Raw genomic sequence first — 13,084 nt, 5'->3', positions numbered from 1 at the left:
GCGTAGACCTGAGGACATGAGCAGCTACCGCGACCGCGCCGACGCCGGCCGCCGACTCGCCGAACGGCTCACCGCCCTGGCCGGTCAGCCCGACGTCGTCGTGCTGGGCCTGGTACGCGGCGGGGTGCCGGTGGCCCGGGTCGTCGCCGACCGGCTCGGCGCACCGCTCGACGTGCTGGTGGTCCGCAAGCTCGGCCTGCCCCGGGCACCCGAGGTCGCCTTCGGCGCGCTCGGCCCCGGCGGGGTCCGGGTCCTCAACGACCAGGTCGCCGCCCCGCTCGACCCCGCCGACCGCGCCGAGGTGCAACGCCGTGAACAGGCCGAACTCGACCGCAGGGAGGCCCGCTACCGGCACGGCCGACCCCCGCTCGACCTGACCGGACGTACCGCCCTGATCGTCGACGACGGCCTGGCCACCGGCGCGACCGCCCGCGCCGCCGTACAGGTCGCCCGGCGGCTCGGCGCCCGGCGGGTCGTGGTCGCGGTGCCGGTGGGCGCACAACAGGCGTACGAGATGCTTGCCGCCGAGGCCGACGAGGTGGTCTGCCCGCAGCACCCGGTCGACTTCACCGCGGTCAGTGCCTACTACGACGACTTCCACGAGGTCGACGACGACGAGGTGACCTCGGCGCTGATCACCACCGCCTGAAATGCTGCGCCGACCGGGTACCGTCGAGCGATGGAGCTCACCTGTCCCAAGTGTCGCGGAGATATGCGCCAGTACGAGCGCAGCGGAGTCGTCATCGACCAGTGCGGCGAGTGCCGGGGAATCTTCCTGGACCGCGGCGAACTCGAAAAGTTGTTCGAGGCCGAGGCGAACTGGAACCGGCAGCGCGGTGCGGGCGCGCCCGGTCAGCCCGGCACCGTCCCCGGTCAGCAGCACGTCCAGGCACCGGGCGGGTATCCGCCGCCGCCCCCGCCGCCGCCCGTCCCGAGCCACCAGCCGGGCTACGGTGCCGTGCCGCCGCCTCCGCCCCCGCCGGGTTACCCGCCGCAGCCCGCGTACGGCGGCCACGGTGGCTACGGCCACCAGCAGCACTACGGCTACCACGGCCACTACAAGCGCAAGAAGCACAAGGGTTTCCTCGACGAGATGTTCGGCTGACCGGTTCCGTCGACGGCCGGGCCGGGTCCTCCCGCGCCCGGCCCGGTCCCGTCACCGCCGCCGGCCGCCCGGGTTCCGGCAGGCGGGTTCCGGGTCCGGATGCCGGACCGCGCCGGGCGTGCGACGCTGCACGGCATGACGTTCGTCAGGCAGCACACCTCGTTGGCGCAGGCCTACGACGGCATCACCCGGGTGGTCGCCGACCTCGACGACGACACCCTGCAACGCCCCACCCGGTGTCGCGGCTGGCTCGTCGCCGACCTGCTCTTCCACCTGCTCGGCGACGCCCGACGGGCGCTGGTCACCCTGGCCAGCCCGGTCGACGGGCCGGCCGACACCGACGATGTCAGCTACTGGCGTTCGTTCCCGGCGGGTGCCGACCCCGACGCCGGGGCCCGGCACGCGTGGTGGGTACGCCGCTCGGCCGCCGCCTTCGACCGGCCCACCGGCGTGGTCCGGATCTGGGCGGACACCGCCCCGGCCGCCGTCCGCGCGGCGGGTGCCGCCGACCCGCGGGGCCACGTCACCACCCAGGGGCACGTGCTGCGGGTGCCCGACTTCCTGGCCACGTTGACCACCGAGGCCGTCGTGCACCACCTCGACCTGGTGTCCGACCTGCCCGCCGCGCCGCCGCCCGGTCCGCTGGCCGTCGAGGTCGCGGTCGCCACCATGGACGGCCTGCTCAGCGACGACACCGTCCGGCCCGCCGACTGGGACGACCTGACCTACCTGGGCAAGGCCACCGGTCGGGAGGCGCTGACCGACCGGGACCGGCTGGCGCTGGGCGAGGCCGCCGGCTGGTTTCCGCTGCTCGGCTGATCTCGGCGTCGGCGTCGGGTCAGACGATCGCCATGTCGACGAAGCGGGACAGGTGCAGCTGGGCCGCTACCGTGATCGAGTCGGTGGGTCCATTTCTGTGCTTGGCAACAATGAAATCCGCCTCCCCGGCGCGCGGCGACTCCTTGTCGTAGTAGTCGTCGCGGTGCAACAGGATGACGACGTCGGCGTCCTGCTCGATCGAGTTGTGGGTGGCGATCCCGTTGGCGACGAAATTGTGGGTGCCGAGTACCGTCGCGTCGAAGACGTCCTGCTCGCCGAGCGACTCGATCGAGGTGATCTCGTCCCAGAAGATGTCGTTGGTCGCGTGCAGTTCGAGGTCGGCGGCGTCGAGCACCGAGGCGATCTTCGCCAGTCGGGACCGGCTCGGTGCGCGCTTCCACAGCGCGCTGCCGCAGAATTGTGTGCCTATTGCTTGCGCGAACTCGCGGTGGCTGATGCCCCGCTCTACCAGGACATCCCGAACCTGGTTCCACACTTCGGTCGGTACCGTGTCGACGTTGGTGTTGCTCACGACCGTCTCCAACACGGTGAGCAGCGCCTCGCAGGCAGCCGCGCGCTCGCCGTGCACCCCGATCTCCCGCAGGAACCGCAGTTGGTCGTCCCGACCCGAGATGTCGAGGGTGTACTGGGGACGGTGGTCAGCTACCGGAACGACTTTGAGGCGGGCGGTGATGCCGTACCGCAGGAGGAGGCGGGAGATGTCCTCAAGCATTCTGCGACTGGTGGAGGAGAAGTAGACACGCCCGCCCCTACCCGACTTGTTGACATGGACCGAGCCGTCGGTCGACCAGAGGTGGCGCAGGAAAAGCGTGATCTGTTCCTTGGGCATGCTGAAGATCGCCTGCGGAATGAACTTCTCGTGCGAACGCAGCCCGAAGAGCCCCAGCCCGTCGAGCCACTCTGCGATCGGATTACGCCGTCCACGGGCCAGTCGGTACGGGGCGGGCAGCCGGAGCGTCGTGACCCGGGCGGCCTCGTACTCGTCCCGTATGGCGCTGATCCCGAAGTGCTTCGCGGCCTCGGCCACGGCCACCAGGTTTTCCTCGTCCCTGCTGGCGTACCGGATCGGCTGGCGTCTGACGAACGAACCGTCACCGAGCAGGTGCGCGAGCAATACCACCTCCGCCTCCACCCACGGCCGGATCGCCAGCGGCGGGGGCAGGTGTCTCGGCGTGGCCAGCCGCGCTCCGACAGCCAGCTCACCGAGCGGCACCCACCCGGCGAAGGTGAGGAAGGGGTGGTTCGCCGTCGCGTCGATCTGCTTTCCCGACGCGAGGGTCAGCCGGAACACCTCGCGCCGACCGCTGGGGAAGACGTGCGTCATGGTCCGGGGCGAGTACCGCAGATTCTCGTCCAGCGCCCAGACCGGGATTTCTCTCGTCCCTGCCTCTAGCAGCTCACCCATGGTGACTTCCGCATTGGTGTCGGCCCGGATCAGCCGGGTCTCCGCGGTCAGACAGCCCGATTCGCGCAAATCGGACAATTGTGGTCGCTTATCGGTGCGTTGCTCGGGACCACGGTTGAGCTGGCTGACCGCGATCACCGGGCACTCGACCTCCTTGGCCAACAGCTTCAGGCCACGGGACAGGTCCGCGACCTCCTGCTGACGGCTCTCGGTGCGCTTCGGTGAGGTCATCAGCTGGAGATAGTCGACGACGATCATCTTGAGGTCGTGCTTCTGCTTGAGCCGCCGCGCCTTCGCCCGGATCTCCATCAGGTTCATGCTCGGGGTGTCGTCCACGAACAGCGGTGCCTCGCTGATCTCCCCCATGCAACGGGCCAGCTTGGTCCAGTCGTCGTCGGAGAGCTGGCCGCTGCGCAGCACGTGCAGCGGGACCCGCGCCTCGGCCGAGAGGAGCCGCATGACGATCTCGACCTTGCTCATCTCCAGCGAGAAGATGGCGGCGGCCTGGTTGGCCCGGATCGCCGCGTTACGGGCGAAGTCCATGCTGGCCGTGCTGTTGTGGGTGGGGATCATCGACCGGCCGGCCAGGTAGAGGTGGTCGGGGTTGTCGACGGTCACGCAGCGCACCGGCACGCTGGCCACCGGCCGGACGTCCACCACGTACCGGACACCCGGGTCGGTGCGCAGGCGGACGGCCTCGGCGGACGCCCTGGGCTCCCGCCGGAAGACGGCGTCCGGGGTGGCGAAGGCGACCGTGTACGACGTCCCGGTCCGACCCGGTGCCGGCCGCTCGGTGAACGTGCAGCGGTAGCCGAGACCCACCACGAGTTCCCGCACGTCGCCGGCGAGCCGCCGCGACGTCGAGGTGTACCGGTGCTCGCCGGTCGGGGTGAGGGTGCCGGCGGTGTCCATCAGCCCGGCGAGCAGTGCCCGACGTTGCGCCTCGGAACCACGTAGGTAGTCGCGGGGGATGTGCTTGTCCGCGAGGACACCGACCTCCCGCAGTGTCGTCAGGAAGGACCCGGCGAGGTGGCCCGGGTCGGCCCGGCCGTCGCCGAGCCAGCCGCCCAGGCCGTACGGGGGGATGGGCACCGCCCGCTCGGGCAGTTGCAGGGGGGCGCAGGTGGCGACGGCGTGGCGGGGGAGTCCCTGCGGCCCGGTACGCAGCGTCGCCGCGATCTGCGCCGTGGTGAACACGCCGTCCTCGGCAGGGTCCTGGGCTGCGCCCGTCGGCGTGCCGCCCGCCGGGGCGAGGGCCCGGGTCCGGGTGGTGGTCCGCCACAGGTGCCCGGCGTCGGCGACGATCACGCTGCCGTCGGAGAACTCGACCTCGTAGCAGGGTCGCCCGTGCATGACGGCGAAGGCGGCGGTGACCGTGGTCGGTGTGCCGTCCGCGGCGAGCAGCCGGTCGCCGACGCGGACCTCACCCATGGTGGTCCAGCCGTCGGGGGTGGGCAGCGGCGTGTCGAGCGCCAGTGCCTTACCGAGGCCGGGGCGGCCGGCCACGATGATGAGCTGCCCGGGGTGCAGGCCGTTGAGCAGCCGGTCCAGGTCGGTGAAGCCGGTCGGCACCCCGGTCATCACGCCGCCCTGCGCGCCGACCGCCTCGATCTCGTCCAGGGTGGGCTGGAGCATGTCGGCGAGCACCGCGAAGTCCTCGCTGACCCGCCGTTCGGTGATCTCGTAGACCGCCTGCTGGGCCAGGTCGACGACGTCGTCGACGTCGCGGCTGCCACCGGCGGCGGTGCCGTAGCCGAGCTGCACGATCCGGGTGCCGGCCTCGACGAGGCGGCGCAGCACGGCGCGTTCGCCGACGATCCGGGCGTAGTAGGAGGCGTTCGCCGCCGTCGGCACGGCTGCCATGCAGGTGTGCAGGTAGGGGGCGCCGCCGACCCGGGCGAGGTCGCCGGAGTCGGCCAGGGCCGCCGCGACGGTGATGCCGTCGGCGGGCTCACCGCGACCGTAGATGTCGAGGATCGCGTCGAAGATGGTGGCGTGGACGGGCCGGTAGAAGTCGGTGGACTTGAGGATCTCGACCACGTCGGCGATCGCGTCCTTGGAGAGCAGCATGCCGCCGAGGACGCACTGCTCGGCGGCGACGTCCTGGGGTGGGGTCTTGTCGAACTGGCCGTCGCGGGGCGGCGGGGCGGACGACTGCCCCGCGACCCGGGGCTCCGCCCGCATGTCGTCGGTGATCGACACGGTTCCCCCTCCACAGCGTCGCGGTCGGCCCGGCGGTACGCCGGCGGTGTGACACCGTCCGGTCAGGTCGATCGGGGGGCCATCGCGCGACCGGTCGGTGCCCCACGATACGGACCCCGAGGTCAGACCCTCAACCGGCGCGGTGGACGAGCCTCGGGACAACCTGTGGACGCGCGTGGACAACCATGTGCGCAGCGTGTGCACAGCCTGTGGAAAACTGTGGGGGAATTCTGAGGGTAGGCGCTGCGACCTGGGGGTTCACTATCCACAGCCTGTGGACGAATATTTTCCGGTAAGGCTCTTGGGTCGGTCTTCCCGTACTATCTCTGCGAAACGGCTACACCTGGACAGCGGATTGCACTTTCGGTTGAGAAGGGTCACGCTCCGGCCGTGAGTTACCGGGACTGGGAGCGCGGGGAGGGCAGCCCGCGCGCGCGTCAGCCGATCGCCCCGTGGGACGACCTCGGCGACCCGGTTCCGTCGGATTCATACTCCTCGACGGACCGCTACCGTACGCCGAGTCGGCGTCGGGCGGTCGAGCGTGGGCAGCAGGAGCCTGTCGACGCCTACCTGCCGAGCTGGGCGGTCGAGTCGGGCATCGCGCACGCCGACGGCCGGGGTCGGCACGCCGCCCCGGACGACGACGAGGACGACACCCGGCGGGTCGCCGGGGTGGGTCGGCGGGCGGCCCGGCGGCGGCGGGAGAGCGAACGCCGGGAGGCACGGGCGGTCGGTGCGGGCCCCGGGTCCGACGACCACACCCGGGAGTGGACCTTCGACCGTCCCCAGCAGGAGCAGGGGTACGTCGGGAGCCGGCGGGCCGACGCCGACGAGGGTGAGCCGGTGTCCGGGGCGGCCCCGACGGCCCGCCCGCGTCGGGCGTCGTCCCGCCGTCCCGAGGTGATCTGGTCCGGTGGTGACGATTCCGACCTGCCTGTGGAGGCCGTTCCCGAGCAGCCGCCCCGGCGTCGGCGACGCAACACCGACGAGTCGTGGGCCCGGCCGCTGACCGACCCGGCGAGCCGCCCGGCGGCCGACCCGTGGAGCCGGTCGGCCGAAGCGGAGCCGGAGTACCGCCCGGCGGTGGACCCGTGGGACGCCTCCGGCGTGCACGGTTGGCAGAGTCCGCCCACCGACGACCGGTGGCACCGCCTCGGCGGGTCGTCGCGGTGGGGGCAGAGCGACAGCACCGGCCAGTGGGACCGCTTCACCGACACCGCCCAGTGGGACCGGACGGACGTCGGCCGGTGGGGTCAGGTGGCGGCGGAGGGTGCCGGGTGGGACGGTCGGGATTCGGGCCGGGTCGACCGTCCGGACCGCGACGAGGTGGGCCCGTGGGACCGGGTTGGGCCCGACCGGCGGGACGCGGGTGGGGTGGACCGGTGGGAGCGGTCGGTGCCGCCCCGGTCGTCGCAGCCGGTCACCGGTGAGGGCTGGCCGTGGGGTGGGCAGCCGGAGGGTTTCTGGTCGGGTACCCGCCTGGCGGGTGACGATCCCCGCTGGATGGATCCGCCGACCTCGGCGCCCCGGTCGCCGGTGGTGGGTTACACCGCGCCGCGCCCCCGGGCGGCCCCCCGTCGTCGGGCGGAGCCGGTGTCCGGGCGGGCGGCCGGGCGGGCGGCGTCGGCGTCCTCGCTGCGGGAGCGGATCGGCGCGGTGGGTGCCGGTTCGTGGAACCGTCGCCTGGAGGACGATCTACTGGACCCGGATCCGGGTGGTCCGCTGCGTCCGTTGGTCTACACGGCGGCCTGCTACCTGGTGCCGGCGGTTTTGGTGTTCCTGTGGCTGTTGACCCTGGACGGTCAGCCGCCGGCCGGTTGTGTCACGGACATCAGCGGTGGCGGGTGTGAGCCGCCCCGGGCCCATGCGCTGGGTTCGCTGGTCGCGGGTGGTCCCCGGTTCGGTCTGTCGTTGCTGAGCAGCCTGGTGGTGGCGGTGCTGTTGCGCCGGGTCGGGACGACCTGGCGGCCGGCGACGGTGGCGCTGGCGGCGGCGGTGGTCGGTGGCGGCCTGTCCACCGTGATGATCAGCGCGGTCACCGGTCAGCCGATCGGCTGACCGCACGGGTGTCGGGGCGCGGCCCGGCCGGACCCGGTGCACCGCGGCGTGGAGTGTGGAAAGTGCGTAGTGGCCCGCACCGGATGCCGGTGCGGGCCACTACGGATGTTGCTGGTGCTTGAGGTCAGCCCTGGACGACGTTGAGGTCGAACGTGGCGGACACCTCGGGGTGCAGCTTGATCTTCACCGGGTAGGAGCCGGTCGACTTGATGTGACCGGGCATCTCCAGCCGACGACGGTCGAGGACGGGGCCACCGGCCGCCTTGACGGCGTCGATGACCTCGGCCGGGGTGACCGAGCCGAAGAGCCGGCCACCGTCGCCGGCGCGGACCTTCAGGCTGACCTTCAGGCCTTCGAGCTGGCCCTTGACCTCGTTGGCGTGGCCGAGGTCGCGGATCTCCCGGGCCGAGCGGGCCCGCTTGATGACCGTGACCTGCTTCTCCGCACCCTTGGTCCAGCTGATCGCGAAGCCCTGCGGCAGCAGGTAGTTACGGCCGTAGCCGTTCTTGACCTCGACGATGTCGCCGGGGGCACCGAGACCGGAAACTTCCTGGGTCAGGATGATCTTCATGTCGGTGCCTCCTCTCAGCGGGCCGTGGCGGTGTACGGCAGAAGCGCCATCTCACGGGCGTTCTTGACCGCACGGGCGATCTGCCGCTGCTGCTGGGAGGTGACCCCGGTCACCCGCCGAGCGCGGATCTTGCCGCGGTCGGAGATGAACTTGCGCAGCAGCGCGGTGTCCTTGTAATCGATATAGGTGATCCCGTCCTTGTCGAGCGGGTTCACCTTCTTCTTCGGCTTGCGAAGTGCCGCAGCCTTGGCCATTGCACGTGCTCCTGGTTTGCGATCGCGGGCGCTCGGCGCCATTAGAACGGAGGCTCCTCGTCGAAGTTGCCGCCCGAACCACCGCGGGAGGAGGGGGCCGGAGCAGCAGAGGCCCAGGGGTCGTCGAAGTTGCCTCCGCCGCCGCCCTGGTTGCCACCGCCACCGGAGCCGAAGCCACCACCGCCGCCACCGGAGCGCGACATCTTCTGCACCTTCGCCGTGGCGTAGCGCAGCGACGGGCCGATCTCGTCGACCTCAAGCTCGATGACGGTGCGCTTCTCACCCTCGCGGGTCTCGTACGACCGCTGGCGCAGCCGACCCGAGACGATCACGCGGGCGCCCCGCTGGAGCGACTCGGCGACGTGCTCCGCCGCCTGCCGCCACACGGTGCAGGCCAGGAAGAGCGGCTCGCCGTCCTTCCATTCGTTGGTGGTCCTGTCCATGAACCGGGGCGTCGATGCGACCCGGAACTTGGCGACCGCCGCACCGGACGGGGTGAACCGCAGCTCGGGGTCATCGGTCAGATTGCCGATGACCGTGATGGTGGTGTCTCCTGCCATGACCAACTCCTCGCGCACTCAGCGTTCTGCCGTACAGGCTCTCAGAGCCCTCCGACATCACGATGAGGTTGATCCGGGCGAACCGGGTTGGATGCTTAGCGCATTTCCGGTCGGATGACCTTGGTGCGCAGCACGGACTCGTTCAGCCGCAGCTGGCGGTCGAGTTCGGCCACCGCCTCCGGCGTCGCCTGAAGGTCGACGACGGCGTAGATGCCCTCGGCCTTCTTGTTGATCTCGTACGCGAGGCGCCGGCGGCCCCACACGTCGGTCTTCTCCACCGAGCCACCCGCGGTCCGGATCACGTTCAGGTACGTGTCGAGCGACGGGGCGACGGTGCGCTCCTCGAGACTGGGATCGAGGATCACCATGACTTCGTAGTGACGCAAGACGTGCTCACCTCCTGTGGGCTAGGCGGCCACGGTCCTTCCGTGGCAGGAGGTCGTGCGTCGTACCCGCCCCGCGCCGGGGGAACCCGGCCGGACGCGGACAACCGGACCAGGATACCCGGTCCCGACGATCACCCCCGGGCAGGTCGACCCGGCAGGTCGGCGGTGGGGACGACGACGGTGACAGGGGCCCGCCGCGACACCCGAAGGCCGACGGCGGACCCCTGTCCACGGGGCCGCGGGGCGTCCCGTCCGCATTCCTTGGGTGGGACCTGGGGAGGAACGACCACACCGATGAGGTTGGATCGAGGACACCCCGCGGAGCTTCATCCTGTTGTTATCTGACGATACAACGGCGATCGTCACGTGATAGCCGAATTGAAACTATTCGTCCGGCTGTTCCACTCCCCTCAACGATCGCCGGCCCCGACCGGTGACGCCGCACGTCCCGCGGGCGCGACTTGCCCACCACCGTCACCCCTCGCACGTCGGGGGTGGGACGTAGGCTCGCCTGCATGCGTATCGGAGCCCACGTCGACCAGGCCGACCCGTTGGCGGAGGCGGCCACCCGTGCCGCCGAGGCGGTGCAGTTCTTCCTCTCCGACCCGCAGGGCTGGAAGGCCCCGAAACCCCGGGAGGACGCCGACCGGCTGCGCGCCGCCGCTGTGGACGTCTACGTCCACGCCCCGTACGTCATCAACGTGGCCACCCTCAACAACCGCATCCGCATCCCCAGCCGCAAGCTGCTGCTGGGCCACGCCATCGCGGCGGCGCAGCTCGACGCCCGGGGGCTGATCGTGCACGGTGGCCACGTCAACGCCGGTGACGACCTCGCGGTCGGCTTCGACAACTGGCGCAAGACCTTCGCGTACGCGGCCGACTCCGGCGGATTCCCCGTACCGGTGCTGATCGAGAACACCGCCGGCGGCGACAACGCCTGCGCCCGGCGGCTCGACGCACTGGCCCGGCTCTGGGACGCCCTCGGTGACTACGAGGTGGGCTTCTGCCTCGACACCTGCCACGCGTACGCCGGGGGCGAGGAACTGCTCGACCTGGTCGACCGGGTCAAGGCGATCACCGGCCGGATCGACCTGGTGCACGCGAACAACTCCAAGGGCGGATTCAACTCCGGGCAGGACCGGCACGACAACCTCGACGGCGGCACCATCGACCCGGAGCTGCTGGTGGCGGTGATCCGGGCGGCGGACGCCCCGGTCATCGTGGAGACCCCCGGCGGGGCCACGGGTCAGGGCGCGGACATCGCCTTCCTCCGCGAGCAGCTCGGGGCGGGGGCCTGAGCGCCGATGACCACCAACGCGACGGGCGGCAGCCCGCCCTCACGGCAGACCGGCGGCACAGACCAGACCTCCGGGGCGGGGTCGCCGCAGGACCGGCCGGCACCCGACGCGCGCGACAGCTCCGAGCCGGACGGTAACGGGCCACCCCCGACCACCGACTCCGACGCAGAGCCGGCCGGGTCCGACCCGAAGCCGGCCGGGTCCGGCGCAGAGGCCCAGCCGGCGGGGACGACGACGGAAAAGCCCGCAGCGACGGCAGCCGACCAGACCGGCACTACGCCCGACCAGACCGGCAGGCGCAGGACCTGGAAGGACATGTTCCGCAGAAGCAGGGCCGGCAAGGACGACGCCGGCACGGACAAGGCCGGGAAGGACGACCCCGGCGAGGACAAGGCCGGGAAAGACGAGGCCGGGAAAGACGAGGCCGGCAAGGACCGAAGCGACGAGCCGGCCGGGAGCGGAGCGGAGCGGCAGGAGCCGGCCGCCGAGGCCGATCCGTGGACCTCGTTCGCGCCCGCGCCGGAGCCGGTGCCCGGCCGCCCCGGACGCACCGTCCGCGCCACCGGCCGGTTCCTGGTGCACGAGTGGACGCTCGCCGTCCTCGCCTCGCTCGCCCTGGCCGTGGGACTGACCTGGCCCACGCTGCGCTACCCGCTCTACACGCTCCCCCAGGACTACTGGGATCCGAGTCTCCAGGCCTGGCAGATGGCCTGGTCCGGGCACGCCCTGCGAACGAACCCCGGGCAGCTGTTCCAGTCCAACACGTTCTTCCCGGAACCGTGGAGCTTCGCCTTCTCCGACATGCTGCTCGGGTACGCCCCAGCCGGCCTACTCGGCACCGGTCCGGACGCCGCCGTGCTCCGCTACAACATCATGTTCGTGCTGGCCCACGCGATGGCCACGTTCGGAGCGTACGTGCTGGCCCGGCAGTTGGGCGCGGGCCGGATCGGATCGGCCGTCGCCGGGGTCAGCTACACCTACGCGCCGTGGCTGCTCGCCCAGGCCGGTCACCTGCACATCGTCTCCAACGGTGGTATCCCGTTGGCGCTGGCCATGCTGGCCCGGGGACACGGCTGGTCACTGCGGCACGGTTACCGTCCCGAGCGCCGCCGGGTCGGCTGGGCGTACGCCGGGTGGGCGGTGGCCGCCTGGCAGCTCAGCCTGGGCTTCGGCATCGGCCTGGTCTTCGCGTACGTCCTCGCGCTGGTCCTGCTGGTCGCGGCGGCGGTGTGGTTCTGGCGGCGGCTACGGGGCGCGCGGCGGCCCTTCGGTCGTCGGTTGTTCGTCGCCGACCTGGTCGGCGGGCTGCTCTTCGCCGCCGTCGGCGCGCTGCTGGCGGTGCCGTACTTCAAGGTCGCCGAGCTGCACCCGAACGCGGAACGCACCCTCGGCGACATCGGCGTCTACTCGCCGCCGGCCAGCGGTTTCTTCACCGCGCCCGCCGAGTCGTGGATCTGGGGCGGGCTGCACGAGGGGGCTCGGGCCGCGTTGCCCTGGCATCCGGAGATGACCCTGCTGCCGGGCTTCGTGCTGTACGCGCTGGCGGCCGGTGGGCTGTTCTTCTCGGTGTGGCGGCTGCGGCACCGGCTGCTGATGCTCGCCGGGGTGATCGTCACCATGGTCCTCGCGATGGGGACCCGGTTCTTCGACGGCACCTTCACCTACGCCCCGCTGTTCGAACACCTGCCCGGGTTCAACGGGCTGCGTACCCCGGGACGGATGATGCTCTGGACGACGCTCCTGCTCGGCCTGCTCGCGGCCGGTGCGGTGAGCGCCTTCGCCCGGCGGGTACGCGAGATCAGCACCGACCGGGTGCCCGCCCGGCCGTCGCCGTGGCTGCGGGCGGTCACCCTGCTGCCGCTGCTGCTGGTGCTGGTGGAGGGGCTGAACAACACCCCGCACCCGGTGGTGCCGGAACAGCCGGAGGCGATGCGCACAGTGGACGGTCCGTTGCTGGTGCTGCCCAGCGGTCAGAACCAGGACCAGCCGGTGATGCTCTGGTCGACCAGCCGGTTCCAGCAGGTGGTCAACGGGGGCAGCGGCTTCACCCCGAAGCAGCTCGACGACGTACGCCGGGTGTCGGCGGCCTTCCCCGACCAGACCAGCGTCGACTACCTGCGCACCCTCGGCGTCCGCAACGTGGTGGTGTTGCGGGACCAGATCGTCGGTACGCCGTGGGAGGTGACGGTGGAGGCGTCCGTCGAACAGTTGGGCATCACCCGCCAGCAGGTCGGCAACGCCGTGGTGTTCCGTCTCTGAGGTCAGGTTGCGGTGGGGGGTTTGCGGGGAGCCCAGCCGGCTCCGGGCGGTCAGGCTTGATCCCTGCGCCGGCTGGGCTCCCCCGCAAACCTGACGGGCGCACGGCCGTCTTGGACTTGCGCGTCTGGGTGGGGGTTGGGGTTGCG

The 13,084-nt window shown here is 71.5% G+C and carries 11 protein-coding genes; 6 read left to right on the top strand and 5 right to left on the bottom strand.

Going from position 1 to position 13,084, the window contains the following annotated elements; genetic code table 11:
* Positions 1 to 16 precede the first annotated feature (16 nt).
* From ACWCHM_RS28795 to ACWCHM_RS28785, 3 genes are all read left to right on the top strand, one after another.
* Positions 17 to 649: a phosphoribosyltransferase gene (locus ACWCHM_RS28795; RefSeq protein WP_281903314.1), complete on the top strand. Its 633-nt coding sequence runs from the start codon at positions 17 to 19 to the stop codon at positions 647 to 649.
* Between the two features lie 30 nt (positions 650 to 679).
* A complete protein-coding gene (locus ACWCHM_RS28790; protein ID WP_281901661.1) occupies positions 680 to 1,105 on the top strand; it encodes a TFIIB-type zinc ribbon-containing protein in 426 nt (141 codons plus the stop codon).
* 135 nt (positions 1,106 to 1,240) lie between these two features.
* The gene (locus ACWCHM_RS28785; protein WP_454220553.1) at positions 1,241 to 1,924 is read left to right on the top strand and encodes a maleylpyruvate isomerase N-terminal domain-containing protein; all 684 of its coding nucleotides are present in this window, start codon (positions 1,241 to 1,243) and stop codon (positions 1,922 to 1,924) included.
* A gap of 19 nt (positions 1,925 to 1,943) precedes the next feature.
* Here ACWCHM_RS28785 and ACWCHM_RS28780 read toward each other — a convergent pair whose 3' ends face one another.
* Positions 1,944 to 5,534 carry a replicative DNA helicase gene (locus tag ACWCHM_RS28780; protein ID WP_454223201.1) on the bottom strand — a complete coding sequence of 1,197 codons (3,591 nt, stop codon included), beginning with the start codon at positions 5,532 to 5,534 and terminating at the stop codon, positions 1,944 to 1,946.
* A gap of 408 nt (positions 5,535 to 5,942) precedes the next feature.
* Between ACWCHM_RS28780 and ACWCHM_RS28775 the strand changes: the two genes are divergently transcribed.
* Positions 5,943 to 7,610 carry a hypothetical protein gene (locus tag ACWCHM_RS28775; RefSeq protein WP_454220552.1) on the top strand — a complete coding sequence of 556 codons (1,668 nt, stop codon included), beginning with the start codon at positions 5,943 to 5,945 and terminating at the stop codon, positions 7,608 to 7,610.
* A gap of 124 nt (positions 7,611 to 7,734) precedes the next feature.
* On the opposite strand, the gene rplI is transcribed toward ACWCHM_RS28775, so the two are convergent.
* From rplI to rpsF, 4 genes are all read right to left on the bottom strand, one after another.
* Positions 7,735 to 8,181 carry a 50S ribosomal protein L9 gene (rplI, locus tag ACWCHM_RS28770; RefSeq protein ID WP_088643629.1) on the bottom strand — a complete coding sequence of 149 codons (447 nt, stop codon included), beginning with the start codon at positions 8,179 to 8,181 and terminating at the stop codon, positions 7,735 to 7,737.
* A 14-nt stretch (positions 8,182 to 8,195) separates the two neighbouring features.
* A complete protein-coding gene (gene rpsR, locus ACWCHM_RS28765) occupies positions 8,196 to 8,435 on the bottom strand; it encodes a 30S ribosomal protein S18 (protein ID WP_007073789.1) in 240 nt (79 codons plus the stop codon).
* 41 nt (positions 8,436 to 8,476) lie between these two features.
* Positions 8,477 to 9,013 (bottom strand): single-stranded DNA-binding protein, encoded by a 537-nt coding sequence (locus tag ACWCHM_RS28760; protein WP_204958344.1) that lies wholly within the window; start codon positions 9,011 to 9,013, stop codon positions 8,477 to 8,479.
* A gap of 77 nt (positions 9,014 to 9,090) precedes the next feature.
* Positions 9,091 to 9,381, bottom strand: a complete 291-nt coding sequence (rpsF, locus tag ACWCHM_RS28755; protein ID WP_088643630.1) for a 30S ribosomal protein S6 — start codon at positions 9,379 to 9,381, stop codon at positions 9,091 to 9,093.
* A gap of 515 nt (positions 9,382 to 9,896) precedes the next feature.
* On the opposite strand from rpsF, the gene ACWCHM_RS28750 reads away from it, so the two are divergent.
* Positions 9,897 to 10,679 carry a deoxyribonuclease IV gene (locus ACWCHM_RS28750; protein WP_454220548.1) on the top strand — a complete coding sequence of 261 codons (783 nt, stop codon included), beginning with the start codon at positions 9,897 to 9,899 and terminating at the stop codon, positions 10,677 to 10,679.
* A 315-nt stretch (positions 10,680 to 10,994) separates the two neighbouring features.
* Complete coding sequence (locus ACWCHM_RS28745; protein WP_454220547.1) at positions 10,995 to 12,938, top strand: hypothetical protein; 1,944 nt, start codon at positions 10,995 to 10,997, stop codon at positions 12,936 to 12,938.
* The last annotated feature ends 146 nt before the right edge of the window (positions 12,939 to 13,084 follow it).

Source organism: Micromonospora sp. SCSIO 07396 (assembly GCF_053667945.1).
Note: the sequence above shows the minus strand (reverse complement) of the source record. Positions and strands in the feature narration are given on the sequence as shown.

Excerpts from the sequence above, each read along its gene's own strand:
- ACWCHM_RS28795 (WP_281903314.1), top strand. The coding sequence starts at position 17 with ATGAGCAGCTACCGCGACCGCGCCGACGCCGGCCGCCGACTCGCCGAA.
- ACWCHM_RS28790 (WP_281901661.1), top strand. The coding sequence starts at position 680 with ATGGAGCTCACCTGTCCCAAGTGTCGCGGAGATATGCGCCAGTACGAG.
- ACWCHM_RS28785 (WP_454220553.1), top strand. The coding sequence starts at position 1,241 with ATGACGTTCGTCAGGCAGCACACCTCGTTGGCGCAGGCCTACGACGGC.
- ACWCHM_RS28780 (WP_454223201.1), bottom strand. The coding sequence starts at position 5,534 with ATGCGGGCGGAGCCCCGGGTCGCGGGGCAGTCGTCCGCCCCGCCGCCC.
- rplI (WP_088643629.1), bottom strand. The coding sequence starts at position 8,181 with ATGAAGATCATCCTGACCCAGGAAGTTTCCGGTCTCGGTGCCCCCGGC.
- rpsR (WP_007073789.1), bottom strand. The coding sequence starts at position 8,435 with ATGGCCAAGGCTGCGGCACTTCGCAAGCCGAAGAAGAAGGTGAACCCG.
- ACWCHM_RS28750 (WP_454220548.1), top strand. The coding sequence starts at position 9,897 with ATGCGTATCGGAGCCCACGTCGACCAGGCCGACCCGTTGGCGGAGGCG.
- ACWCHM_RS28745 (WP_454220547.1), top strand. The coding sequence starts at position 10,995 with ATGTTCCGCAGAAGCAGGGCCGGCAAGGACGACGCCGGCACGGACAAG.